The 24755-nt window shown below is 64.9% G+C and carries 19 protein-coding genes; 6 read left to right on the top strand and 13 right to left on the bottom strand.

The window, feature by feature from the left end; all coding sequences use genetic code 11:
• Positions 1 to 185 precede the first annotated feature (185 nt).
• The 3 genes from K359_RS0106975 to K359_RS0106965 form a co-directional block, all read right to left on the bottom strand.
• Complete coding sequence (locus tag K359_RS0106975; RefSeq protein ID WP_029078699.1) at positions 186 to 437, bottom strand: hypothetical protein; 252 nt, start codon at positions 435 to 437, stop codon at positions 186 to 188.
• A gap of 294 nt (positions 438 to 731) precedes the next feature.
• Positions 732 to 3308, bottom strand: a complete 2577-nt coding sequence (locus K359_RS0106970) for a calcium-binding protein (RefSeq protein WP_156928388.1) — start codon at positions 3306 to 3308, stop codon at positions 732 to 734.
• A gap of 322 nt (positions 3309 to 3630) precedes the next feature.
• On the bottom strand, positions 3631 to 4896 hold the full coding sequence (locus tag K359_RS0106965) for a helix-turn-helix transcriptional regulator (RefSeq protein WP_156928387.1): 1266 nt from the start codon (positions 4894 to 4896) through the stop codon (positions 3631 to 3633).
• 245 nt (positions 4897 to 5141) lie between these two features.
• Here K359_RS0106965 and K359_RS0106960 point away from each other — a divergent pair, with 245 nt between their 5' ends.
• Positions 5142 to 6629: a DHA2 family efflux MFS transporter permease subunit gene (locus tag K359_RS0106960; protein WP_029078696.1), complete on the top strand. Its 1488-nt coding sequence runs from the start codon at positions 5142 to 5144 to the stop codon at positions 6627 to 6629.
• A 330-nt stretch (positions 6630 to 6959) separates the two neighbouring features.
• Here K359_RS0106960 and K359_RS0106955 read toward each other — a convergent pair whose 3' ends face one another.
• Complete coding sequence (locus K359_RS0106955) at positions 6960 to 7652, bottom strand: RlmE family RNA methyltransferase (protein WP_029078695.1); 693 nt, start codon at positions 7650 to 7652, stop codon at positions 6960 to 6962.
• Between the two features lie 225 nt (positions 7653 to 7877).
• A complete protein-coding gene (locus K359_RS0106950; protein ID WP_029078694.1) occupies positions 7878 to 8921 on the bottom strand; it encodes a Ppx/GppA phosphatase family protein in 1044 nt (347 codons plus the stop codon).
• Between the two features lie 212 nt (positions 8922 to 9133).
• On the opposite strand from K359_RS0106950, the gene K359_RS0106945 reads away from it, so the two are divergent.
• A complete protein-coding gene (locus K359_RS0106945; protein ID WP_029078693.1) occupies positions 9134 to 11506 on the top strand; it encodes a xanthine dehydrogenase family protein molybdopterin-binding subunit in 2373 nt (790 codons plus the stop codon).
• A 285-nt stretch (positions 11507 to 11791) separates the two neighbouring features.
• Here the strand turns inward: K359_RS0106945 and K359_RS0106940 are convergent, their stop codons facing one another.
• On the bottom strand, positions 11792 to 12583 hold the full coding sequence (locus K359_RS0106940) for a hypothetical protein (RefSeq protein WP_029078692.1): 792 nt from the start codon (positions 12581 to 12583) through the stop codon (positions 11792 to 11794).
• Between the two features lie 136 nt (positions 12584 to 12719).
• On the opposite strand from K359_RS0106940, the gene K359_RS0106935 reads away from it, so the two are divergent.
• From K359_RS0106935 to K359_RS0106925, 3 genes are all read left to right on the top strand, one after another.
• Entirely contained in the window at positions 12720 to 13217 is a 498-nt protein-coding gene (locus tag K359_RS0106935) for a YaiI/YqxD family protein (RefSeq protein WP_029078691.1), read from the top strand.
• Positions 13218 to 13221: 4 nt separating this feature from the next.
• Positions 13222 to 15048 (top strand): ABC-F family ATP-binding cassette domain-containing protein, encoded by a 1827-nt coding sequence (locus K359_RS0106930; protein ID WP_029078690.1) that lies wholly within the window; start codon positions 13222 to 13224, stop codon positions 15046 to 15048.
• 118 nt (positions 15049 to 15166) lie between these two features.
• Positions 15167 to 16246 carry a D-TA family PLP-dependent enzyme gene (locus K359_RS0106925; RefSeq protein ID WP_029078689.1) on the top strand — a complete coding sequence of 360 codons (1080 nt, stop codon included), beginning with the start codon at positions 15167 to 15169 and terminating at the stop codon, positions 16244 to 16246.
• A 98-nt stretch (positions 16247 to 16344) separates the two neighbouring features.
• On the opposite strand, the gene K359_RS0106920 is transcribed toward K359_RS0106925, so the two are convergent.
• Positions 16345 to 17247 carry a LysR family transcriptional regulator gene (locus K359_RS0106920; protein ID WP_029078688.1) on the bottom strand — a complete coding sequence of 301 codons (903 nt, stop codon included), beginning with the start codon at positions 17245 to 17247 and terminating at the stop codon, positions 16345 to 16347.
• A gap of 93 nt (positions 17248 to 17340) precedes the next feature.
• Between K359_RS0106920 and K359_RS0106915 the strand changes: the two genes are divergently transcribed.
• On the top strand, positions 17341 to 18552 hold the full coding sequence (locus K359_RS0106915) for an MFS transporter (protein ID WP_029078687.1): 1212 nt from the start codon (positions 17341 to 17343) through the stop codon (positions 18550 to 18552).
• 91 nt (positions 18553 to 18643) lie between these two features.
• Here the strand turns inward: K359_RS0106915 and K359_RS0106910 are convergent, their stop codons facing one another.
• The 6 genes from K359_RS0106910 to mmsB form a co-directional block, all read right to left on the bottom strand.
• On the bottom strand, positions 18644 to 19864 hold the full coding sequence (locus K359_RS0106910) for a TIGR03862 family flavoprotein (protein WP_084518296.1): 1221 nt from the start codon (positions 19862 to 19864) through the stop codon (positions 18644 to 18646).
• A 2-nt stretch (positions 19865 to 19866) separates the two neighbouring features.
• Positions 19867 to 20784 carry an SDR family NAD(P)-dependent oxidoreductase gene (locus K359_RS0106905; protein ID WP_029078685.1) on the bottom strand — a complete coding sequence of 306 codons (918 nt, stop codon included), beginning with the start codon at positions 20782 to 20784 and terminating at the stop codon, positions 19867 to 19869.
• A 266-nt stretch (positions 20785 to 21050) separates the two neighbouring features.
• Positions 21051 to 21197 (bottom strand): hypothetical protein, encoded by a 147-nt coding sequence (locus tag K359_RS63170; protein WP_165123242.1) that lies wholly within the window; start codon positions 21195 to 21197, stop codon positions 21051 to 21053.
• Between the two features lie 310 nt (positions 21198 to 21507).
• Positions 21508 to 21987, bottom strand: coding sequence for a MaoC family dehydratase (locus K359_RS0106895; RefSeq protein WP_029078684.1), 480 nt, complete (start codon positions 21985 to 21987; stop codon positions 21508 to 21510).
• Between the two features lie 4 nt (positions 21988 to 21991).
• Entirely contained in the window at positions 21992 to 23725 is a 1734-nt protein-coding gene (locus tag K359_RS0106890; protein WP_029078683.1) for an AMP-binding protein, read from the bottom strand.
• A 131-nt stretch (positions 23726 to 23856) separates the two neighbouring features.
• Positions 23857 to 24744, bottom strand: a complete 888-nt coding sequence (gene mmsB / locus K359_RS0106885) for a 3-hydroxyisobutyrate dehydrogenase (protein ID WP_029078682.1) — start codon at positions 24742 to 24744, stop codon at positions 23857 to 23859.
• Between the last annotated feature and the right edge of the window lie 11 nt (positions 24745 to 24755).

The raw sequence follows: 24755 nt of genomic DNA, 5'->3' as shown, positions 1-24755 counted from the left end.
CCAACTCCTTATCTGCGGCGTCCGCCGCGATGGTCTTACGGATGAACGCCGTCTGCGGCGACGCTTGCTGCGTCACCGTCGAATCGGAGCCCATCGATGGGGTTGACGCGGGTCGATAGCATGGCGGGATGACGAATCAAAGCGTTTGCCAGCCATGCACAGGCCTTTTTAAGGGCCCGGTAGCCCTACGGGGCCCGAAAGCCCGGCGGCGGCCCGTGCCGGCGGATCGCCTCGACCATCTCGCGGTGGCGGCGGTCCTCCCGCTTCATATGCACCGCGATCACGGCATGGGCCGACGGCACCAGCAGCAAGACGTGGAAAAACAGCCCGAAAACCGCACAAAATACGATCAGGACCAGGTTGAAGACGGCCGAAAACGGCTGTCCGTTCAGGAGCAGCCCGATCGGCGGCAGCAGAGCGGCAAGGACGTAGATCACGGCACACACCTCAGAAGCGTTTTCGAGCGAAGTGGCTTCCGGTTCGCGTGAAGAAAACGCGTCAAAACAAGAAACCAGAGCCCCTTTCCGATCCTATCCGAGCGGAAAGGGACTCGAGCGCTGGCGGATGCATACCAGCGTCACGCAGGATCTAGGACGTTTGGCCGGTTCCGCAATAGCGTGGCCGGGGGCAGGACGATACGGCCCCCTCGCCCGCCTTTTCGAGAATTCCGTCAAATGCGGCATCTAAACTTGGGCGAGTCTCGACTTGGCCCGTTAGCTGACGACAGCGCGTCATGTAAGCTTGAACATGCTGGCATCGAGTTGTCCGGGAGCAACGCCGATCAACCACGCGGCGTTGCCTGCGCCATCGGTGATGATCGTCGTGTTGATGCCAGGCGAATAGAACTCCGCCGCCGGCACGTCCGCAAACGAATGCAGGGACGTACCGGCAAAGTTCACGAAATCATTCGTTCCACCGCTGTTGAAATCCTGAATCACCATCACTTCCGGCTTAGTGTCGGAAATGGCGAACGTGTCGACTCCGCCGCCGCCCCAGGCATAGTCAACCCCGCCCCCGCCGCTGATGACGTCGTTGCCGGAGCCCATCAAGAATACGTCGACGCCGCTGCCGCCAGTGACAGTGTCGCCGCCATTGGAGCCGTAGATGTAATTCTGGCCGGAGCCGCCATAGATCAGGTTGCCGTCGGTCTCTCCGGAGGAAATGAAAATGTTGAGGCCGGCGCCGCCATACATGGTGTCGACGCCGGCGCCGCCGTAGAAGTAGTTGGTGCCGAGACCGCCGTAGAGATAATCGGCGCCGTCGTCGCCGAACATGACGTTGACGTCGCCGGCAACGCCACCCGAACCAAGCAGCGTATCGGAGCCCGCGCCGCCGAACAGATAGTTGAAGCCGGTGCCGCCATAGAGGGCGTCGTTGCCGTCCTCGCCCAACAGCACGTCGAGGCCGGCATCGCCGATCAGCGTGTCGTTTCCTGAGCCGGCATAGAAGTAGTCGTTACCGTCACCACCGTAGCCGAGGTCGTTGCCGGCAAGACCGACGAGCACGTCGTTGCCCGCGCCGCCGTAGAACGTGTCGTTGCCAGCGGTGCCGTAGAGCTGATCATTGCCTGCCGTTCCGCTGATCGGAACAGGTGCGCCGATAGAAACGGTCTGATCGGAGAATTTCAGATATTCAATATTGGCAAGCGTATCGTCATGACCGTTGCCAACGATATGGTAATGCCCGTTCCCGAGATCGGTGACAGTGAAGCTTGCGCGCGTAAAGGCGGTATAGTTGGCTGTGTCGGTGCCGCTGCCGCCGTCTAACGTATTGGTGCCGACCCCCGCGTCGAGCGTATCGTTGCCACCACCGCCATAGAGACTGTCATTGCCGATGCCGCCACTGAGGTAGTCGTTGCCGCCACCGCCGTTCAGGGTGTCATTGCCACCGTTGCCATTGAGCGTATCGCCGCCGTTGCCTGCGTTGAGCACGTCCCCGCCGGCCCCGCCACTAAGGACATTTCCACCGAGATTGTCGCCCGCGGATAAAGTCCATCTGGATCCGACTGAGGACTGCGACACATCGATGGTGTCTGCCCCCGATGAGCCAATTATCGTCGAAACAAAATCGTCGAGATAGTCAAAATTCGATCCGATCGAACCTGGCGTCGCCAGCGTCAGCGTCCAAGCATTATAGTCCCCACCGCCAACCGTGGTGAATGAGTTGATCTGTGCAGCCGTCGCAGTGAAAGAAATAAGGTAGAGCTGGAGAGTTTCTACGCCGGTAATGGTGCTATGACTAAGGTCTGTATTCGGGCTGGTGAGGTAAAAGGAATCGTTGCCCGAACCGCCGTCGATCGTATCAAAGCCGAGGCTGCCCGGATCTATGATGTCATCGCCCGCACCGCCGTAATAGACCTCATGACTGCCGTCGCCTGCTATATTGTCGTTTCCCTCGCCACCATCGAGCGTGTCGTTGCCCAATTGACCCCTCAGCGAGTCATTCCCGGCGCCACCGTAGAGCCCATCGCTGCCACTGCCGCCGGTTAGCCAGTCGTCGCCGCCATTCCCCACGAGCGTGTCGCCGCCACTACCGCCCCAAAGGTAGTCATTGCCCGATCCGCCGACGAGCAGGTTTCCGCCGAGGTTGTCGCCAGCATACAAGTACCATGTTAATCCCCCATTCGCCTGCGCCATGTCGATAGTGTCTGCTCCAGACGATCCCGTGATCGAACCGGAGGCATATGGATTGAGGGAGGTATCGAGCGCGTTGAAGTTCGAGCCAATGCTGCCCGGGGAGGTCAACGTCAGGTGGAAACCGGTGTAGCTGCCTACCGAGCTAAAGGAGTTGAGCTGCGCCGCCGTAGCGCTGAGATAAGGATCGAGATTATTTAGGTATAGGTGTTCTACACTGGTGAACGTGCTGTTGCTGAGATCGGCATTCACGACGGTCAGCGTATCATTGCCAGCGCCCCCATCAAACGTATCGAAGCCGGCGCCGTCGAATGACATATTATCGTCGCCGTTGCCGCCGTAAAACGCGTCGTTGCCGCCGCCGCCGGCAAGCTGGTCGTTGCCATCGCCGCCATAAAGCGTGTCCGAGCCTGCTTCGCCACTGCGAGTGTCGTTACGATTCCCGCCGTACAGCACATCGTTTCCGTCGTTGCCATCCAGGCTCGAACCAAAATCGAGCACCTGGCCATTGACCGTGATCGGCATCGAAAGGGCCGTCAGGACGTCGTTGCCTCCGGCGCCGTAAATAACGCTTACAACATCGTAGGTGTCGGCGACCGGATCGTAACTAACGTTCGCAGTCAGGGTTTCGGAAGCGGAAGTGCCTGTCAAAGCGACGTACGAAATGGTGGACACAATCTTCTCCAGTATGAATTGAGAAATGAGTAAAATGAAAAAGGAGCGTCTCGTGCGAGAAATTCAGCTCCCGATATCCGGCTGTACCCGCCGCTGAGCAGGACAACACCAGCGGAGCCGTCACCAGGACGACCGCAAGCTTCTTGAGAAACCGAGACATGATTGGGAGGCTTCAGTCCACTGCACGCGATCGCAGGGGGATATTCCGCTGCTCCACCGCCGGGACATGACCCAAATGGGTCTAAGCGCTCATTTTTTGCGATACAATCTGTGCGATTAATTGGACCGGCGACGCAAAAGGATGCGCCGCGATGATCCGAGATCAGCGCAAGACCAGCCGGCCGAGCAACGCCGTGAGTTCGCTTTGCCGCGAGACGTTCAGCTTCTCAAATACCCGCTTCAGCACGTTGCGCGCCGTATCCTCGGCAATGCCGAGGCGTTCCGCAGCCATTCGCGGCGGAAGACCCGAACCGACCAGCGAGGCGACCCTTGCTTCGCCAAGCGTCAATCCCAGGATGTCACGCACGACCGCGGGGTCGGGCGGCTCGGCGGATTTTTGTTCAATAGCGAGGACGATCGCCCGAGTATGGGTCAGGAAGTGACCGGCTGAAAGTGCGCCGGCCGTGATCGGGAGCACGTAGATAACGAAACGCCGGTCTGTCGAGGTCGGCCCGAGGAGAATGGGTCTTGGCTCGGCAAGGAGGTCCCTCGCCTCGGCGCGAAGGGTTTGCGTCATCGCGGCCTCGAACGGAGCCCGGCTCGCCGCCATGCGAACGCGTAGATGATCGTTCACGAGGTCGAACACCTCGCCAATAAGACTCTTCCCGATCGGGTTGGCGAACAGCACGCGCGCCGACCAGTCCAGCGCAAACACGCCGATACCGATCCGGGCGAGCGCGTCGCCGAGGCCGAGATTGGCAAGTTCGGTATCAAGCAGCCTGATCGACAGACGTAAGGATTTCTCCGTGTGGCGCCCGAGCGTCCCTATGACCTCCAGTTCAGCGTCGGAGAATTGCGGCTTGGCGAAATCCCGCTGCACGCTGATCGCCACAGCGATCCGTGGATCCGGCGACACTCCCACTGCGCCGAACCAGCCTAGGCCGTGTTTGACGAGGAACTCCTTTTGGAAGGGATGATTGAGGTAAGCATCGTCGATCGGGCCAACGTGCCGATCCGTGACGGGCTCGCCGCTGAAATAGAGGCCGGCCTGTATCGCTCGTTCGCCCTTGAAATTGTGCTGCGCCCACCGCGCCTCGAACTCGCGGGCCGCCGCTGTGAGGCCCTCGGAAACGATCACTCCGAACGTCGCATCCTCCCTTCGCCATTCGAGGATCGCGCCGGCGTCATCGAAGCAGTCGGCGATCTTGCCAAGAGCGGATGGCCAGAGTGATGGATTGGGCGCGGTGTCATAGATCGCTTCGACGGCGGCGAGGAGACGGTCGGTGGCAGCGGGCATGGGGTCCGATCGATTGGGGGACTCATTCAGATTACGTGAGATTTGTCTCCCAACAACGTCTGTTTGTGCCTGCCTCGATGTTTGGAAATATTTGGAAACAAATCGAACAGGCGTTTCAGCGCGAGCCGGCACTCATCGGTTGCAGCACTCTTGAAGCGGGTGCAGCCGGTTCGCTCGTTTGATCCGACCAAAACGGCAACGCGCGGAAGCTGCTGCAAGGCACGGCGGCCGGATCGAGCCAGAGCGATTACGCGACGGGATCATTGGCGTACTGCGATCTAAAACGCTCCTCGGATATTCCCCGGATCAGGGTGCAAATCGCTGCCATTCTGTGCCAAGTCTAACGGCCCCACAAGTTCCACGAATCGACCAAGCCCTTGAACAATCAGCGTATCATTCCACTGATCGTCGCCAGCGCCCTGTTCATGGAGAACATGGATTCGACTGTGATCGCGACCTCGCTGCCGGCGATCGCCGCCGATATCGGCACCAGCCCGTTGACGCTGAAGCTCGCGATCACGTCCTATCTGCTGTCGCTTGCGGTGTTCATCCCGGCGAGCGGCTGGACCGCGGACCGTTTTGGCGCCCGCATTGTGTTTGCCGGCGCGGTCGCCGTCTTCATGCTGGGCTCGATCGGCTGCGCGCTGTCCTCCTCGGTGACCGATTTCGTGTTCGCCCGCATCCTGCAGGGCCTCGGCGGGGCGATGATGACCCCGGTCGGACGGCTGGTGCTGCTGCGCTCGGTCGACAAGAGCGCGCTGGTCAACGCGATGGCCTGGGTGACGGTCCCGGCGCTGATCGGCCCGGTGATCGGGCCACCGCTCGGCGGCTTCATCACCACCTATTTCTCCTGGCACTGGATCTTCCTGATCAACATTCCGATCGGACTGCTCGGCATCTTCCTGGCGCTGAAATATATCGACCCGATCAAGAGCGAAGACCCCGAGCGCTTTGATCTCGTGGGGCTGGTGCTGGCCGGCATCGGGCTTGCCGGCATCGCCTTCGGGCTTTCGGTCGCCGGCCTCAATCTGCTGCCGTGGCCGATCGTCGCCGCACTGGTCGGGGTCGGCACGGTGTCGATGACGCTCTATGTCATCCACGCCCGGCGCACCGGTTCGCCGGTGCTCGATTTCGGGCTGCTGCGGCTGCCGACGATGCGCGCGTCGATCATCGGCGGCTTCATGTTCCGGCTCGGCATCGGCGCGCTGCCGTTCCTGCTGCCGCTGTTGATGCAGGTCGGCTTCGGCCTGTCGCCGTTCCAGTCCGGCCTCGTGACCTTTGCCTCCGCCGTCGGCGCCATGGGCATGAAGACGCTGGCCGCGCGCATCATCCGCGCCTTCGGCTTCCGCAACATGATGACCGTCAACGCCGTGGTCAGCTCGGCCTTCCTGGCCGCCTGCGCCCTGTTCACGATCTCGACGCCGCTGATGCTGATCTTCACCATCCTGGTGGTCGGCGGCTTCTTCCGCTCGCTGCAATTCACCGCGATCAACACCGTGGCCTATGCCGAGGTCGAGGCGCCGCAGATGAGCCGCGCCACCACCCTCGTCAGCGTCAACCAGCAGCTCGCGGTGTCCGCGGGCGTCGCAGTCGGCGCGTTCTCGGTTGAAACCACGCTGGCGCTGCACCATGCGACCGAGCTCTCCGCCGACGTGTTCGCGCCGGCTTTCATCGTGGTCTCGCTGATCTCGGCGGCCTCGGCCTGGTTCTTCTGGCAGATGCCGGTTGACGCCGGCAACGAAATCGCCGGCCGCAAGGCGATCGACATTTCGAGCCGCAAGGGCGCCGAGAAGCGCGCCGCCACTGAGGCCGTCAAGGTCGCGACCGAGGATACGCAAAACGCGCGGGATCAGCGGCTCGGCTAGTCGAGCGAACGAGCCGTTCCCGAGGCACGGACGCTGCAGGCCGCCGTCCGGTCACGGCCAAGCCCTTAGGGTTGGCCGGTCGTTCCGGCTGGCTGTCTTCGATCCGGACGTTCAACAAGTTCGTATGTGGGAACGTGGGTCGTTTCCAGCCACGATTCCAGCGCAGCTCCGCAGACCGTGCAGATTGCGTCACCCGTATGCGGCACCAAGAACTTCTCTTCAGTGCGTCTGTACTCGGCGCCGCAATTGCATTGAACAATGGTCGCCATATGAGAGATATGCGCCTGCGTTACCCAATTTTCCAGTCCTGCAAGAAGCGGCCTCAGTGCCTCACAATGACGGCTGCTGCTGCCCGCGAAACCCCGTCGCCAGCACGTAGCGCTCCGAGGAATCCTGCCGGCTGGCGGACGGCTTGACGTGGCGCACGCTGGCGAAATCGCGCTTCAGCTGCGCCACCAGCTCGGCGTCGGCGCCGCTCTGAAACACTTTTGCCAGGAAGGTGCCGCCGGGATTGAGCACTTCGCCGGCAAAATGCGCGGCGGTCTCGACCAGGCCGATGATGCGCAGCTGATCGGTCTTGCGGTGGCCCGTGGTGTTGGCGGCCATGTCGGACATCACGAAATCGGCGCGGCCGCCCATCATCGCGATCAGCTTCGCCGGCGCGTCATGGTCGAGGAAATCGAGCTGCGCGAAGGTGACGCCGGGGATCTCGCCCATCTCCAAGAGATCGATCGCAATCACCTTGCCCTTGCCGTCGGCCGCGCCGGTGCGCTTGGCCGCGATCTGGCTCCAGCCGCCCGGCGCAGCCCCGAGGTCGACCACCGTCATGCCCGGCTTAAGCAGGCGATATTTGTCGTCGATCTCGTGCAGCTTGAAGGCCGCGCGCGAGCGGTAGCCCATCGCCTTGGCCTTGGCGACATAGGGATCGTTGAGCTGGCGCTCAAGCCAGAGTTTTGACGACAGTTTTCGCTTGCCGCCGCTCTTGACCGTGACGTGCAGCCGCCCGGTGGTGTCTTTCGCCATTTCATTTTCTCTTCTCCCTCGCCCCGCTCTTGCGGGGAGAGGGTTGGGGTGAGGGGCTGCTTCCGCAAATGAAGGCGAGAGATGTGCTCGTGGAGAGTCCCCCTCACCCGGATCGCATCTTGCGACGCGACATAGCCGAAGCTTCGCTTCGGCGTCCATCTTAAGAACGGCCGCCAAAGGCGGCCTAGGCCTCTCCCCGCAAGCGGGGCGAGGCAAGCAAGGCATCTAGCACGCCCGCAGCGCGCCGTCCTCGCGCATCATCTCGACCAGCATGCCCTCGCGCAGGCCGCGATCGGCGACGCGGAGCCGCGGCATCGGGAATGCGTTGCGGATCGCGTCGAGGATCGCGCAGCCGGCGAGCACCAGATCGGCCCGCTCGACGCTGATGCAGCTGTTGCTGACGCGCGCCTCATAGCTCATGCCGAGCAGCTTCTGGATCGTCGCCGTGACGTCGCCATCGTTCATCCAGATGCCGTCGATGCGCCGGCGATCGTAACGCGACAAATTAAGGAAGACGCCGGCGAGCGTGGTCACGGTGCCCGAGGTGCCGAGCATGTGCATGTCGCGCAGATCCTTGCCGTGCTCGGCCGCGAACGGCGCGACGTGTCGCGCGACTTCGTCGATCATCTGGGCATACAGATCCCGCGTGACGTTCTTGCCGCCGAAATGCTCGGCGAGCGTGACGACGCCGAGCGGGATCGACATCCACGCCTTGATGCGTGGCGGAGCATTGGGCGGGTCGGGATCGCGCTCGATCCGCACCAGCTCGGTCGAGCCGCCGCCGATGTCGAACAGGATGGCGCCGCGCCCCCTGGGATCGAGCAGCGGCGAGCAGCCGATCACGGCGAGCGTCGCCTCGGTCTCACGGTCGATCACCTCGAGCTTGATGCCGGTCTCGGCCGCGACGCGCGCGCGAAAACTCTCGGCGTTGCCGGCAGCACGGCAGGCCTCGGTGGCGATCAGCCGCAGCCGGCGGGCCTTACGATAGCGGATCTTGTCGCTGCAAATGGCGAGCGCAGCAATCGCACGCTCGATCGCCGCCTCGCTGATCGAGCCGGTCGCAGCGATGCCCTCGCCGAGCCGGATGATCCGCGAAAACGAATCGACCACGCGGAACCCGTCGCCGGTCGGACAGGCGATCAGGAGCCGGCAATTGTTGGTGCCAAGATCGAGCGCGGCGTAGACGCCGGTCTCCGGTCCTGCCGCAACCAAGCCTGACGGGGCTTCGCCGGCCGGAGGACCGTCACAAAGCCGCACATGGTCATTCATCAAAATACTGTCTTTCCGCAGGGCCCACGGGGAATCCATAGGGCCCGCCGAAGAATTGTCGTTCACGGAAACTTTAGCAGCGCCAAGGGCCTGCGCAAACTCCGTTCACATTGGGTCCATGCCTAATCGGGCGTTGTCGTTAAGGGGGGTGTGCGTTATCTCCTCAGCGCCCCCAAACTCCAGCAAATCCGGGCATTTCAGGTCATTTTCCGATGCAAGATCATACGCCGCCCGCCTCCCTCGAGAACGCTATCGCACTGCAAAAATACGGTGTCGGACAGCCGGTTCGACGAAAGGAGGACGACACCCTGGTGCGCGGCAAGGGCAAATACACCGACGATTTCTCCCTGCCCGGCCAAGTCACTTGCTGGATGGTTCGTTCCTCCCATGCCCACGGAATCATCAAGGGCATCGATACGGCGGCCGCCAGGGCGATGCCGGGTGTGCTCGGAGCCTGGACCGGCGCCGATCTCGCGGCCGCCGGCTACAACCCCTTCACCTGCGGCCTGCCGCTGAAAAACCGCGACGGCTCGCCGCTCAAGCAGACCAACCGCCCTGCGCTGGTCACCGACAAGGTGCGCTTCGTCGGCGATCCCGTGGCCTTCGTGGTCGCGGAGACCGCGGCGCAGGCGCGCGATGCGGCCGAGGCCGTCGAGGTCGATATCGAGCCGCTGCCCGCCGTGACCGACGCGGCCGAAGCCGCCAAGCCCGGCGCCCCGCAGCTCTATGACAACATCCCTGATAACGTCGCGCTCGATTATCACTATGGCGACACCGCGAAGATCGAAGCCGCGTTCGCCGGTGCCGCGCATGTGACAAAACTCGACATCGTCAACACCCGCGTCGCCGTGGTCTCGATGGAGCCGCGCGTCGCGCTCGCACATTATGACAAGAAGACCGAACGCTTCACGCTGCAAGTGCCGACCCAGGGGGTCTCCGGCAACAAGGCCGGGTTTGCAAAGATCCTCAACGTGCCAGCCGACAAGGTTCGTATTCTCACCGCCAATGTCGGCGGCTCGTTCGGGATGAAGAACATGAACTATCCCGAATACACCTGCATCGCGCATGCGGCGCGCGAACTCGGCCGTCCGGTGAAGTGGCTGGACGAGCGCTCGACCAGCTTCCTCTCCGACAGCCAGGGCCGTGCGCAGCTGATCCATGCCGAGCTCGCGCTCGATGCCGACGGCAAGTTCCTCGCGGTGCGGTTGTCCGGCTACGGCAATCTCGGCGCCTACATCACCGGCGTCGCGCCGGGCCCGCTGTCGCTCAACACCGGCAAGAACCTCGCCAGCGTCTATCGCACGCCGCTGCTCGGCGTCGACATCAAGACGGTTTTGACCAACACCACGCTGATGGGCGCCTATCGCGGCGCCGGCCGGCCCGAGGCCAATTACTACATGGAGCGGCTGATCGACGCCGCCGCCGACGAGATGGGCATCAACCGCTTCACGTTGCGCAAGCGCAATTTCATCAAGCCGTCGCAGCTGCCGTTCCCGGCGGCCTCCGGCGTCACCTATGACAGCGGCGATTTCGCCGGCGTGTTCCAGAAGGCGCTGGAGATCTCCGACTACGAGAATTTTACCAGGCGCAAGAAGGAGAGCAAAAAGAGCGGCAGGCTGCGCGGCATCGCCGTCGGCTCCTATCTCGAGGTGACCGCGCCGCCGAGCGGCGAGCTCGGCAAGATCACCTTCGAGCCTGATGGTTCAGTGAAGCTCACCACCGGCACGCTCGACTACGGCCAGGGCCACGCCACGCCGTTCGCGCAGGTGATGTCCGAGCAGCTCGGCGTTCCCTTCGAGAAGATCACGCTCGAACAGGGCGACAGCGATCTGGTCCGCTTCGGCAACGGCACCGGCGGCTCGCGCTCGATCACCGCGACGGGACAGGCGATCGTCGAGGCTTCGGCGCTCGTCGTCGAGAAGGGCAAGAAGGCCGCCGCGCACATGCTGGAGGCTTCCGAAGCCGACATCGAGTTCGGCCAGGGCCGCTTCACCATCGCCGGCACCGACCGCTCGATCGGCATCATGGAGCTCGCCGAGCGGATGCGCGGAGCCAAGATGCCGGAGGGCACGCCTGAGTCGCTCGACGTCGACCACGCCACCAAGGAGACGGCGTCGACCTTCCCGAACGGCTGCCACGTCGCCGAGGTCGAGATCGACCCCGATACCGGTGTGGTCCGGATCGTGCGCTACTCCGCGGTCAACGATTTCGGCACCGTGGTCAATCCGATGATCGTCGCGGGACAGCTGCATGGCGGCGTCGCGCAGGGCATCGGCCAGGCGCTGATGGAGGAAGTCAGCTACGACGGCTCGGGCCAGCCGATCACCGGCTCGTTCATGGACTACGCGCTGCCGCGCGCCGGCGACGTGCCGTCGATGCAGGTCGGCGATCACCCCTCGCCGGCCAAATCCAACCCGCTGGGGACAAAAGGCTGCGGCGAAGCCGGCTGCGCCGGCAGCCTCGTCTGCATCGTCAATGCCGTGGTCGACGCGCTGTCGGAGTACGGCATCAAGCACATCAACATGCCGCTGACGCCCGAGCGCGTCTGGCGCGCGATCCAGGATGCCAAGGCGAAGGCGGCGTAAGGCCGCGCGGCCGCCGCTAGCGCCGCTGCCACCAGCAACACCGCTGTCATCACCCGCGAAAGCGGGTGATCCAGTATTCCAGAGACAGTTGTGCTTGAGCCGAAAGGCCGCGGCGTACTGGATCCCCCGCATGCGCGGGGGATGACACCTGTTGGTGCGGATGAGCTCGAGCCTAGCCCGATTCACTCTCGTCATGCGCGGGCTTGACCCGCGCATCCATCAACCTGAAGCGACTCTTGCGAAGGCGATGGATTGCCGGGTCAAGCCCGGCAATGACGGACCGCGCTACGCCGCCGCCTGCTCGCGCGGCTGGGTGATCGCGATGTGCCAGCAATGCGCGAGCGGCGTGCCGTTGCCGAGCACCAGCGCGTCGAGCTCGACGAAACGATGCCCCTTCTTGTCGTAATTGCCGGTGACCTTGGCGCGCGCGGTCAGTTCGTCACCGATCTTTCCCGCCGACAACAGCTGCATGCGGGTGCCGACATGGATCCAGGGCCCGAGGATCGCATTGTCGACCAGGACCTTGTTCATCACCCGCGGCAAGAGGCCGGGATGGCCGAGACCTTCGCGCAAATAGATCGGATCGGTCTCCCTGATATCGGCGAGATACTCCTTCGCGGCGTCGCCGGACCAGTCGCGCGGGATGGTGCCGAGCCACTGGCCCTCTTGATAGGACGACGCGCTCACCGGCTTGCGCTCGGCAACCGCTGCGACCTGCTTGTAATCGTCGAGCACAAATTTCGGCGCCGATGCCGGCAGCGATGCGGTGCCGGTGGCGCAGAGCTCGCCGCGGCTGGTGAGCTCGATCGTGAGCCCATTGCCGGTCTCTCGCCCGGTCAATTCAGCGATCTCGCCGTCATAGACCGGCTTGACGAAACGCGCCTCGATCAGACCGCGCGCGAGGAAATCGCGGCCCCACTTCTCGACGGGCAGGTGCATCATGTAGGCCAGCACATCGACGCCGGGCACCAGACCGCCGGAAAAGCCGAACTTCCGCGCCACCGTGTCGTCGTGGATCTTGTTCTCTGACAGCTTTGAGGTGTTGTAGGCCGAGACGCGGTAGGTCTGCGAGTCCATGGGGTTTTCCCTTATTTCCGTTGTTTTTCTGGTGACAATGGTAGTCGAACAAAGAGGCGTGGCAAGCCTCTCGTTTTGCTCGCAATTTTCCGCACCATGGAGTACACGCAGGCCGCGCCTGCCAACCATTGAATCGATGACTGAAACCCCCGCTCCCACCCGTATCTATGTCGATGCCGACGCCTGCCCGGTGAAGGACGAGATCTATCGCGTCGCGATCCGGCTCGGCGTGCCCGTCAGCGTGGTCGCGGGCAATTTCATCCGCGTGCCGCAGGATCCCCTGATCGAACGCGTCGCCGCCGGTTCCGGCATGGACGCCGCCGACGACTGGATCGCGGAACGCGCGCGCGAGGGCGACGTCGTGATCACCGCGGACATTCCGCTGGCGAGCCGCTGCGTCAAGGCCGGCGCCGACGTGATCGCGCCGAACGGCAAGCCGTTCACGGAGGAGTCGATCGGCATGACGCTCGCGGTGCGCAATTTGATGACCGATTTGCGCTCGTCGGGCGAGATCACCGGCGGGCCGAAATCCTACTCGCCGCGCGACCGCTCGACGTTCCTCGCGACACTCGACCAGACCATCCGCCGCATTCAGCGCCGCCGCGCCGAGCAGGCAACGGCGAACGGGGGTTAGCGCGATGGCCCCGCCCCTGATCCAGCTCAAGGACATCAGCCTGACCTTTGGCGGCACGCCGCTGCTTAGCGGCGTCGAGCTGTCGGTCTCCGCAGGCGAGCGCGTCGGCCTGATCGGGCGCAACGGCTCCGGCAAGTCGACGCTGCTGCGGATCGCGGCCGGCCTGGTCGAGCCTGACTCCGGCAGCCGATTCGTGCAGCCCGGCGCCACCATCCGCTATCTGCCGCAGGAGCCGGATTTCGGCGACCACAAGACAACGCTGTCCTATGTCGAGGCTGGCCTTGGCCCCGGCGATGACCACTACCAGGCGCGCTATCTGCTCGAACAGCTCGGCCTCACCGGCGACGAAGACCCGGCGCATGTCTCCGGCGGCGAGGCGCGCCGCGCGGCGCTGGCGCGGGTGCTGGCGCCCTCGCCCGACATCCTGCTGCTGGACGAGCCGACCAACCATCTCGACCTGCCGACCATCGAATGGCTGGAGGGCGAGCTGGAGAGCCGGCGCTGCGCGCTGGTCCTGATCAGCCACGACCGCCGCTTCCTCACCAACCTGTCGCGCTCAACGGCCTGGCTCGATCGCGGCCAGATCCGGCAGATCGACCGCGGCTTTGGCGCGTTCGAGGCGTGGCGCGACGAGGTGCTGGAGGAAGAAGAGCGCGATCAGCACAAGCTCGACCGCAAGATCGTCAACGAGGAGCACTGGCTGCGCCACGGCGTCTCCGGCCGCCGCAAGCGCAACGTCAAGCGGCTCGGCAATCTCTTCGCGCTGCGCGACCAGCGCCGCAACTATCGCGGCGCCACCGGCAATGCCACGCTCGCCGCCGCCGAGGCCGACAAATCCGGCCGCCTGGTGATCGAGGCGAAGAACATCGTGAAGGCCTACGGCGAACGCAAGATCGTCGACGGCTTCTCGACCCGGATCCAGCGCGGCGACCGACTCGGCATCGTCGGCCCGAACGGCGCCGGCAAGACCACGCTGGTGCACCTTCTGATCGGCAACGATCCGCCGGATTCCGGCTCGGTGCGGCTGGGGGCCAATATCGAGATGGCGACGCTCGACCAGCATCGCGAAAGCCTCGATCCGAAGCTGACGCTGGCCGAAGCCCTGACCGGCGGCCGCGGCGACCACGTGATGGTCGGCGACAAGTCGAAGCACGTCATCGGCTACATGAAGGACTTTCTGTTCGCGCAGGAGCAGCGCGGAACGCCGCTCGAAGCCCTCTCCGGCGGCGAGCGCGGCCGGCTGATGCTGGCGCGCGCGCTGGCCAAGCCGTCGAACCTGCTCATTCTGGACGAGCCGACCAACGACCTCGATCTCGAAACCCTCGACGTCCTCGAGGAGATGCTCGGCGACTACGACGGCACGGTGATCCTGATCAGCCATGACCGCGACTTCCTCGATCGCGTGGTGACCTCGGTGATCGTGCCCGAAGGCCAGGGCCGCTGGATCGAATATGCCGGCGGCTATTCTGATATGCTGGCGCAGCGCGGCGCCGACGTGAAGCGCGAGACCGTGAAGGCTGACGCCGCGGTCGAGGATAAGAAGGAAGCCAAGGTTGCGGTGACCGCCACCGCACCCGAAGCGGCACCCAGGCGCCGGCTGAGCTTCAACGAGAAACACGCGCTGGAAACCTTGCCGAAGACGATCGACAAGCTGCACGCCGAAATCGCCAAACAGCAGAAGCTGCTCGACGATCCCGATCTCTACAGCAAGGATCGCAAGAAGTTCGACGCCGCCTCGGCCGCGATCGCCAAGGCGCAGGACGAGCTCGCCACAGCCGAGGACCGCTGGCTCGAACTCGAAGTGCTGCGCGAAGAGATCGAACAGGCGTGAACATGATTCTTCGTCATTGCGAGGAGCGAAGCGACGAAGCAATCCATGAATCGGCAGACGCGGAGAGATGGATTGCTTCGCTCCGCTCGCAATGACGGAAATAACTGGAGTTGACCCGATGACCACGCCCCTCGCCGCCAAGATTGCCAAGGACTACGGCACGCCCTGCGCCGTGATCGACATGGACCGGGTCGAGCGCAACATCGCGCGCATCCAGGCGGCCTGCGATCAGGCCGGCGTCGCCAACCGGCCGCACATCAAGACCCACAAGAACCCGACGCTGGCGCAGCTGCAGATCAAGGCCGGCGCCAAGGGCATCACCTGCCAGAAGCTCGGCGAGGCCGAGATCATGGCGGATGCCGGCATCGACGACATCCTGATCAGCTACAATCTGCTCGGCGACGAGAAGATGGCGCGGCTCGGCGCGCTGCGGGGCAAGGCCAACGTCACCGTCGCGGCGGATAATTCGGTCGTGGTCGGCGACTTGCCGAAGGCGGCAGCCGCCTCCGGCCGCCCGCTCTCCGTCGTGGTCGAGTGCGACACCGGGCGCAAGCGCGCCGGCGTCGAGACCCCGTCCGAGGCGATCGCGCTGGCGCGCGAGATCGCGGCCTCCAAGGGCCTGAGCTTCGCGGGCTTCATGCTGTACCCGACCGAGACCGGTTGGGCCGAGGCGCAGAAATTCTACGACGAGGCGCTGGCCGGCGTCCGCGCCCACGGCCTCGACGCGACAATCGTCTCCACCGGCGGCACGCCGAACCTGGTCAATCTCGGCAAGCTGAAAGGCGGCACCGAGCACCGCTTCGGCACCTATATCTACAACGACCGCATGCAGGTCGCGGCCGGCGTCGCCGGCTGGGACGACTGCGCCCTGCATATCTATTCGACCGTCGTCAGCCGCGCCGGCCCCGAGCGCGGCATCCTCGACGCCGGCTCGAAGACACTGACCTCGGACACCGGCGGGCTGGAAGGCCACGGCCTGATCCTCGAACATCCCGAGGCCAGGATCGCACGCTTTGCCGAGGAGCACGGCTTCCTCGACCTCTCCCGCAGCAACACCCGCCCGAATGTCGGCGACGTCGTGCGGATCGTGCCGAACCATGTCTGCGTCGTCGTCAACATGATGGATGAGGTCGTGATGGTGCGCGGCGACGAAATCATCGGCACGCTGCCTGTCGCGGCTCGCGGCAAGCTGCGCTAGGCTATCCTGTAGGATGGGTAGAGCGCAGCGAAACCCATCATGTCTCCGCGCGGAAGAAAAGTTGATGGGTTTCGCTTCGCTCTACCCATCCTACAAATCTACCCGCGGATCAGCGCCTGCAACTCCTGATCCAGCGCCGCGCGAAACACCTCGATCGGCTGCGCCAGCCGGCCGGCGGGCGGGCGATGCACGATCCAGGCGCGGACCGCGGGATTGAAGTCCGCGATCTTCACGGTCTTGAGCCGGCTCTTGAACGCGCTGCGCTTCAGCGCCACCGGCGTAACCAGGCCGATGCCGAGCCCGCGCGCCACCAGCGACAGGCGCAGCTCGCTGTCGAGCGCCTCGACAGCGATGGTGAACGGCAGATGCGCCGCATCGAAATGGCGCTTCAGCGTCTGGCGGAAGCCGCAGCCGTCCTGGTTGATCACCCATCCGACCCGCGACAGCCATTCGAGGTCGGCGAATTTCGGCGTCTTCATGTCGCGCGCGACGACGAACACCACCGGCTGCGCGCCGAGATCGGAGGCCACGAGATCGTCAGGCGGCGCGGTGCCGTCAGGCAGGCAGATCGCAGCCGCGTCGAGCTCGTTGCGGCTGACCCGCTCCAGGTGATTGGGCGACCAGCCCGAGACGACGCGCACCGCAAGCGCGGGAAATTCGCCGCGCACCGCATCGAGCGGACCGGTCAGCCCCGCCTCCGACAAGAACGGCGTCAGCCCGAGCCTGAACTCGCCGCGCACCACGCCGTCATTGGCGACGCCTGACTTGAGATCCTCGAGCATGCGCAGCACGCGGCGGCCCTGCTCATAGGCTTCGACCCCCGCCGCGGTCGGCTTCAGCGGCTTCGACAGCCGGTCCAGCAACTGCGCGCCGAGCATCTCCTCGAGATTCTGGATCCGCCGCGTCACGCCGGGCTGGGTCAGGTTGAGCCGCGCCGACGCCGCGACGATTGATCCGGTCTCCACCACGGCGACGAACGCCACTAGGTCATGCGTGTTCATAACAATCTCGCATATTCATCATCATCTTATTTGAATTGTAGCATATTAAGCCGATCCCCTAAAGGGGGCCTCGCCACTCCATCGCGAGGTCCCATGACTATTTCCGAAGCCACCAAACTCCCGGCGCGCGCCGTCTCCGTGCGCCCCCTGATCTGGATCGGCGCCATCACCACCGGCACCGTCGTCACCAACTTGTTTGCGCCACAGATCCTGGTCGGCCTGATCGGCCGCTCGCTTGGCATGACGGCGCTGCAGGCCGGCCTGATCTCGACGCTGACCCTGCTCGGCTATGCGCTTGGGCTATTGCTGCTGGTGCCGCTGGTGGATCTCGTCGAGAACAAGCGGCTGATCCTGCGCACGCTCGCCTGCGCCATCGTGGCCGCGGTCGGCACTGCGCTGGCGCCAACGCCGCTGATCCTGCTCGCCGCTACCTTCATCCTCGGCGCGTCCTGCGCCGCGATCCAGATGGTGGTGCCGCTGGTCGCCTCGATGGTCCCGCCGGAGCGCCGGGGACAGGCGATCGGCGACGTCATGAGCGGCCTGATGATTGGCATCCTGCTGTCGCGGCCGATGGCGAGCTTGATCGCGGACAACTGGAGCTGGCGCGGCTACTATTTCACCTCGGCCATCCTGATGATCGTGCTCGCCGGTGCGCTGGCGCGCTATCTGCCGACGCTGCAACCTTCAGCGAAGGTCAGTTACGGCGCGCTGCTGGCGTCGTTCCCACGACTGCTGCGCGAGGAGCCGGTGCTGCGCGTCCACGCCTGGACCGCGGCGCTGGTGATGGCCTCATTCACCGCGTTCTGGGCTGCGGTCGCGCTGCGGCTGCCGGACGCGCCGTTCAACCTTGATGCCAAAGGCATCGCGCTGTTCGCGCTGATCGGCGTCGCCGGGGCCGCGGCAACCCCGATCGCCGGGCGCTGGGGCGACATGGGTTTTGCGCGCCCGTTGCTGATCGTCTCGCACCTTCTCATCATCGCATCGCTCGCGCTGTGCGCCTGGGCCGGCATGCTCGAATCCCGGATCGCAGCGCTTGTCGTGCTCAGTCTTGGCACCATCCTGCTCGATCTCGGCATCACCACCGACCAGACGCTCGGCCGCCGCGCCGTCAACCTGCTGCGGCCCGAGGCGCGCGGCCGAATCAACGGCCTGTTCGTGGCGCTGTTCTTCATCGGCGGCGCGATCGGCGCGGCCGCGGCGTCGGCGGCGTGGAGTTATGGCAGTTGGAATATGGTTTGCGCAGTTGCCGCGGGGTTCGGCGTGCTCGGCTTCACCGACATGGCGACGAAGACCGGCTCGGAATGACGACGATCTCGTAGGATGGGTAGAGCGCAGCGAAACCCATCATGTCTCCGCGTGGATCGAAGTCGACGGGTTTCGCTTCGCTCTACCCGTCCTACGATTTCTGCGCGAGCCACACCAACACGCCTTTTCCGGCGGCGGCTCCGGTCGCGAATGACGCCTGCAGCAGATAACCACCAGTCGGCGCTTCCCAATCGAGCATCTCGCCGGCGGCGAAAACACCGGGCAGCCGCCGCAGCATGAAATGCTCGTCAAGCTCGTCGAACCTGATTCCGCCGGCGCTCGAAATCGCCCGCGCGATCGGCGCCACGCCGGTGATCCTGATCGGCACCGCACCGATCAGATCGGCCAGTTCGGCCGGCGGCAACGCGGCCAGCGATCGGCCGGAGGCGATGGCCGCCTCCTGCAGCAGCCCGATGCCGACCGGCGAGAGCTGCGCGGCCTTGCGCAGGAAGTTGGAGAAGGTTTGCTTGCCCTTCGGCGCCGACAGCCGCGCGATCAGTTCGTCGCGCGCACCGTCGGGCCGCAGCGCCACGCTCAGCGTCGCCGTTCCCTTGGCGAGCACGGCCTCGCGCAGCTCCGCCGACAATGCGTAGATAGAGCCGCCTTCGATCCCGGCGCGAGTGACGATGGCCTCGCCGCGCACGGTGTGCGGGCCGATCGTCAGCGCGACGCCCTTGAGCGGCTGGCCCTCGAACCGATCGCGGAAGACATCGGACCACGCGACCGTGAAGCCGGAATTGGCCGGCTTCATCGGCGCGACGGCAACGCCCTTTGCGGCGAGGATGTCCACCCAGGCGCCGTCCGAGCCGAGCCGCGGCCAGCTTGCACCGCCGAGCGCGAGCACGGCTGCATCGGCACTGATGGCGCGCCGGCCATCCGGCGTCTCAAACAGCAGTCCGCCGCCCGCGTCCCATCCGGTCCACCGATGCCGGAATGCGAACTGCACACCCGCAGCGTCGAGCCGCCGCAGCCAGGCACGCAGCAGAGGCGATGCCTTGAACGCCCTGGGGAATACGCGGCCGCTGGTGCCGACGAAGGTCGGCTGCCCCAACGCCTCACTCCAGGCGCGCAGGGCGTCGGGGGGAAATGCCTCGACCGCGGCCTTCAGGCGCGGCATCGCCTCACGATAGCGCGCAAGGAAATCCGGCAGCGGTTCGGAATGGGTGAGATTGAGCCCGCCGCGGCCCGCCATCAGGAACTTGCGGCCGGCCGACGGCATCGCGTCGTAGACGGCGACTTCAGCGCCACCTTGCGCGAGCGCCTCCGCCGCCATCAGGCCGGCAGGTCCGGCTCCGATGACGGCGACGACCATGCTCAGAGCTTGATCCCCGCCCGCGCGGCGGCCTGGGCGACATATTTCTGCGTCTGCTCGAAGGCGCCCTGCAGCGCCTTCGCGGTCGACATGTCAGCGATGTCCTTGAAGTGCGCGGCGACGCCGTCCGGCGTCCATTCGGACTGCGGCAGGTTGACGCCTTCGGTCTCCAGCACCTGGATCACCGCGAACGATCCAGCGCCAGCGCCCATGATGGTGCGGGTCGGCGCATCCTCCGAGAGCAGGAATTCGACCGCCGGCGTGATCGCTTCCGGCCGCATCAACTGCAGCGCCTGCGGCGGCAGCAGTTCCTCGGTCATACGGGTCGCCGCCGTCGGCGAGATGGTGTTGACCTTGATGTTGTTCTTGCGGCCCTCCTCGGCGAGCACGTTCATCAGGCCGACCATGCCGGCCTTCGCCGCGCCGTAATTGGCCTGGCCGAAATTGCCGAACAGGCCGGACGACGAGGTCGTCAGCAGGATGCGGCCGTAGTTGCGCTCGCGCATGCCGGCCCACACCGCCTTGCAGCAGTAGAAGGTGCCGGTGAGATGCACGCCGAGCACCTTGTCCCAGTCGGCGACTTCCATCTTGGCGAACGATTTGTCGCGCAGGATGCCGGCATTGGCGCAGAGCAGATCGACGCTGCCCCACTCCCTGGTGGCGCGCTCGACCATCGCGGTGACCTGTTCGAAATTCGAGACGTCGGCACCGTCGGCCATCGCGATGCCGCCCGCCTTGCGGATCTCCTCGACCACGGTTTCGGCCGGCGACAGCGAGCCGCCGGTGCCGTCGCGCGCGCCGCCGAAATCATTGACCACGACCTTGGCGCCGCGGCTGGCGAGCCCCAGCGCATGCGCCCGTCCGAGACCATTGCCCGCGCCGGTGACGATAGCGACGCGTCCGTCAAACCTGATTGCCATGCAAGTATTTCCCTGTCGTTTCTTCCGTTCTCCCCCTTGTGGGAGAGGGTGGCGCGCGCCGGCGCGCCGGATGAGGGGTCTGTCTCCGCGAACTCAAGCGAGAGTCTTTGCGTGGAGGCAGACCCCTCACCCGGCTTCGCGTTCCGCGAAGCCACCCTCTCCCACAGGGGGAGAGGGTACTGCCGCGCGCGATTGGCAGCTTTTGAGCAGCGATGGCTGGCCGGGTCAAGCCCGGCCAGGACCGTCCAAGACGGCCATCGGGCGCGCTATACGGAAGGAGTCATCGATCCGCAGGGTTTCAGGCTTTTGAGCAGGTGCCCGCTCCAGCACTCGTGATGCTCCTGGGCGTAGCTGATCGCCCCAATCACAATCAAAGCGACTACGACAAGTCCGGCGACGATGTTCTGCACCATGGCTGCCACTCCGGGACCGCACCGCCTAAAGGGCGATGATGGACACCAGGAGCCGTCGCCGTCAATGCGCCAAGTGGACTTGGCGAGCAACTCACCGCCTATGAAACTCGTCATGCCGGGGCTTGGCCCGGGCATCCACGCCTTTGGTTTCGGCATAAAGGAAGACGTGGGTGGCCGGGACAAGCCCGGCCATGACGATGTGGAAACGTCAGTTTCAAAGCCTCAGACGTCATTTGCGCTCGCCCCGCCCGCGAGCGGGAGTGGGAGCGCAACCTCGTCGTGGCTACTATTCAGACGATCTTACGTCGCTTTAGCTGAAATAGATCAGGCCAAGCCAGTCGGCGACCAGCGCGGGCTTCTCCTCGCCCTCGATCTCGACCGTGACGTTGGTGCGCGACAGTAGTTCCTTCGGCTTGCGCAGCGTGGCTTCCGCCAGCACGAAGCGGCCGCGGACACGTTTGCCCGAGCGGACCGGCGAGATAAAGCGCAGCTTGTCAAAACCGTAATTGACGCCCATCGCGGTGCCCTCGAGCACCGGCATCACCTCGTAGGACATGATCGACATCAGCGACATCGTGAGGAAACCATGCGCGATCGTGGTGCCGAAGGCGGTCTCCTTCTTCGCACGCTCGGGATCGACATGGATGAACTGGTGATCCTCGATCACGTCGGCATAGGTATCGATGCGGCCCTGATCGAGCAGATGCCACGAGGACACGCCGATCTCCTTGCCGACCATGCCCTGGTAGGTTTCCAGCGACACCGGCGGCTTCTTCCAGACTTCGTTCATTTCGCTAGCTCTCCGATCCGGACGACCGCACCTTCTGCAGCTCCGGAAATTCTTCCTCGCGGAACTCGGCTCCGCGCAACGCATCGCTGCGATTATCGTCATGTTCGAGCCGGCGCAACTGCACCCGGCGGATTTTTCCGGAGATCGTCTTCGGCAGCTCGGTCACCAGCTCGATCTTGCGGATGCGCTTGAACGGCGCCAGCCTTGCATGCAGGTGCTGGAAGATCGACAGCGCGGTCTCCGGCGTGCGCTCGACACCCGAGACCAGCAGCACATAGGCCTTCGGGATCGCCAGCCGGATCGGATCCGGGCTCGGCACCACGGCGGCTTCCGCCACCGCATCGTGCTCCAGCAGCACGCTTTCCAGCTCGAACGGCGAGATCCGGTAGTCGGAGGATTTGAAGACGTCGTCGGTGCGGCCGACGAAGGTCAGATAGCCCTCGTCATCGGTGAACACGACGTCGCCGCTGCGATAGATCTCGCCGTCGGCGCCGGCGAGCTTGCCGTCGTCGCCCTGATAGCCCTGCATCAGGCCGGCCGGCCTGTCGGCGCCGAGCAACAGCGTCACCTCGCCTTCCTTGGACGCATGGCCGTCATTGTCGGTGACCTGGACGCGATAGCCCGGCAACGGCCGGCCCATCGAGCCGACCTTCACCTTCTGCCCCGGCGAATTGCCGGCGAGCGCGGTGGTCTCGGTCTGGCCGTAGCCGTCGCGGATGGTCAGCCCCCAGGCCGATTTGACCTGGTCGATGATCTCGGGATTGAGCGGCTCGCCGGCTCCGCAGACTTCCCGCAGGCTCACCTTGAAGTCTGACAGTTGCTCCTGGATGAACATCCGCCACACCGTCGGCGGCGCGCACAGCGTCGTGACGCCACAGCGGGCGATGGTCGCGAGCAGTCCTTTCGCCTCGAAGCGTGGCTGGTTGGCGATGAAGATCGTCGCGCCGGCATTCCACGGCGCGAAGAAGCAGCTCCAGGCGTGTTTGGCCCAGCCGGGCGACGAGATATTGAGATGGACGTCGCCTGGCTGCAGGCCGATCCAGTACATGGTCGAGAGATGGCCGACCGGATAGCTGCGCTGGCTGTGCCGCACTAGCTTTGGCTTTGCCGTGGTGCCCGAGGTGAAATACAGCAGCATCGGGTCGTCGGCCTTGGTCGGGCCATCGGGCGAAAATGCCTCGGGCGCCTTCGCGGCGTCCTCGAACGGCAGCCAGCCGTCCTGGGTCTGCGTCGCACCGACCACGATGCGCACCAGCTTGTCGCTGCCGAGTCCGGCGAACTTCGCCACCTGATCTTGCGTCGCGACCACCGCCTTGGCCCGGCCGCGATCCAGCCGGTCGCGCAATTCATCCGCAGTCAACAGCGTGGTCGCCGGGATCACGACGACGCCGAGTTTCATCGCCGCCAGCATGGTCTCCCACAGCGGCACGACATTGCCGAGCAGCAGCAACAGATGATCGCCGCGCTTCAGCCCCTGCGCGCGCAGGAAATTCGCCACCTGGTTCGAGCGGCGCGACAGCGCCGCAAAGGAAAGCTTGGTCTCATTGCCGCTGGCGGCATCGACGATCCACAGCGCCGGGCGATCGCGGCTGTCGGCGTTGTGCGCCAGCTCGGCGTCGAACCAGTCCAGCGCCCAGTTGAACGGCACCGGATCTGGCCAGCGAAAATCCCTCACCGCCGTGTCGTAGTCGGTGCGGTGCTTGAGCAGAAAGGCGCGTGCGTCCTGAAATGTGGTCATCCGGCTTCACCACGTTTTCTGGCGTCATCCTAAGGAGCCGCGCCCTTGCGCGGCGTCTCGAAGGATGGGCCACGGGCGCCGCATCCTTCGAGGCTCGCTGGCGCTCGCACCTCAGGATGACGCGATCAACATTACTTCCCAGCGAGGCTGCGAACGTGCTGGATAATTCCGGAAAAGTCGACCCCACCATGGCCCGACGCGTCGAAGGTCTTGTAGAGCTCCTGCGCATGCTTGCCGAGCGGCGTGACGGCGCCGGCGGCAGTGGCGGCGTCCTGCGCCAGCGTCAGGTCCTTGACCATCAGGTTTGAGGCGAAACCCGGCTTGTAGTCGTTGTTAGCGGGCGAGGTCGGCACGGGGCCGGGAACCGGGCAATAGGTCGTCAGCGACCAGCACTGCCCCGACGAGGTCGAGGCGACGTCGAACAGCGCCTGGTGCGACAGGCCGAGCTTTTCGGCCAGCACGAAGGCCTCGCCGACCGCGATCATGGAAATGCCCAGGATCATGTTGTTGCAGATCTTGGCCGCCTGCCCCGCGCCGCCGGCGCCGCAATGCACGATCTTCTTGCCCATGTTGGCCAGCATCGGCTGGGCCGCCGCGAACGCCTTCGCCTCGCCGCCGCACATGAAGGTCAGCGTCCCCCCCTTGGCGCCGCCGGTGCCGCCGGAGACCGGCGCATCGACCGAGGCCATGCCATGCTTGGCGGCCAGCGCATGCGCCTGCTTGGCGCTCTCGACATCGATGGTCGAGCAGTCGATGATCAGCGCGCCCTTGCCCATCGCCGGCAGCACCTCGTTCCAGACGCCGAGCACGTGCTTGCCGGCCGGCAGCATTGTGATCACGACATCGGCGCCCTTCACCGCGCCGGCGCCGCTGTCGGCGATCGCAGCGCCATCGCTCTTGGCCTGATCGCGGGACGCCGCGATCAGATCGAACGCGGTCACCTTGTGGCCGGCCTTGACCAGATTGGCCGCCATCGGCCCGCCCATATTGCCGAGCCCGATGAATGCGACGTTTGCCATGGGAAGTCCTC

The organism is Bradyrhizobium sp. th-b2 (assembly GCF_000426785.1).
Classification (GTDB): Bacteria; Pseudomonadota; Alphaproteobacteria; order Rhizobiales; family Xanthobacteraceae; genus Bradyrhizobium; species Bradyrhizobium septentrionale.
The sequence above is the reverse complement of the archived record's forward strand: the minus strand, read 5'-3'. Positions and strand labels throughout refer to the sequence as shown.

Excerpts from the sequence above, each read along its gene's own strand:
- K359_RS0106955 (WP_029078695.1), bottom strand. The coding sequence starts at position 7,652 with ATGGCGAAAGACACCACCGGGCGGCTGCACGTCACGGTCAAGAGCGGC.
- K359_RS0106950 (WP_029078694.1), bottom strand. The coding sequence starts at position 8,921 with ATGAATGACCATGTGCGGCTTTGTGACGGTCCTCCGGCCGGCGAAGCC.
- K359_RS0106945 (WP_029078693.1), top strand. The coding sequence starts at position 9,134 with ATGCAAGATCATACGCCGCCCGCCTCCCTCGAGAACGCTATCGCACTG.
- K359_RS0106940 (WP_029078692.1), bottom strand. The coding sequence starts at position 12,583 with ATGGACTCGCAGACCTACCGCGTCTCGGCCTACAACACCTCAAAGCTG.
- K359_RS0106935 (WP_029078691.1), top strand. The coding sequence starts at position 12,720 with ATGACTGAAACCCCCGCTCCCACCCGTATCTATGTCGATGCCGACGCC.
- K359_RS0106930 (WP_029078690.1), top strand. The coding sequence starts at position 13,222 with ATGGCCCCGCCCCTGATCCAGCTCAAGGACATCAGCCTGACCTTTGGC.
- K359_RS0106925 (WP_029078689.1), top strand. The coding sequence starts at position 15,167 with ATGACCACGCCCCTCGCCGCCAAGATTGCCAAGGACTACGGCACGCCC.
- K359_RS0106920 (WP_029078688.1), bottom strand. The coding sequence starts at position 17,247 with ATGAACACGCATGACCTAGTGGCGTTCGTCGCCGTGGTGGAGACCGGA.
- K359_RS0106915 (WP_029078687.1), top strand. The coding sequence starts at position 17,341 with ATGACTATTTCCGAAGCCACCAAACTCCCGGCGCGCGCCGTCTCCGTG.
- K359_RS0106910 (WP_084518296.1), bottom strand. The coding sequence starts at position 19,864 with ATGGTCGTCGCCGTCATCGGAGCCGGACCTGCCGGCCTGATGGCGGCG.
- K359_RS0106905 (WP_029078685.1), bottom strand. The coding sequence starts at position 20,784 with ATGGCAATCAGGTTTGACGGACGCGTCGCTATCGTCACCGGCGCGGGC.
- K359_RS63170 (WP_165123242.1), bottom strand. The coding sequence starts at position 21,197 with ATGGTGCAGAACATCGTCGCCGGACTTGTCGTAGTCGCTTTGATTGTG.
- K359_RS0106895 (WP_029078684.1), bottom strand. The coding sequence starts at position 21,987 with ATGAACGAAGTCTGGAAGAAGCCGCCGGTGTCGCTGGAAACCTACCAG.
- K359_RS0106890 (WP_029078683.1), bottom strand. The coding sequence starts at position 23,725 with ATGACCACATTTCAGGACGCACGCGCCTTTCTGCTCAAGCACCGCACC.
- mmsB (WP_029078682.1), bottom strand. The coding sequence starts at position 24,744 with ATGGCAAACGTCGCATTCATCGGGCTCGGCAATATGGGCGGGCCGATG.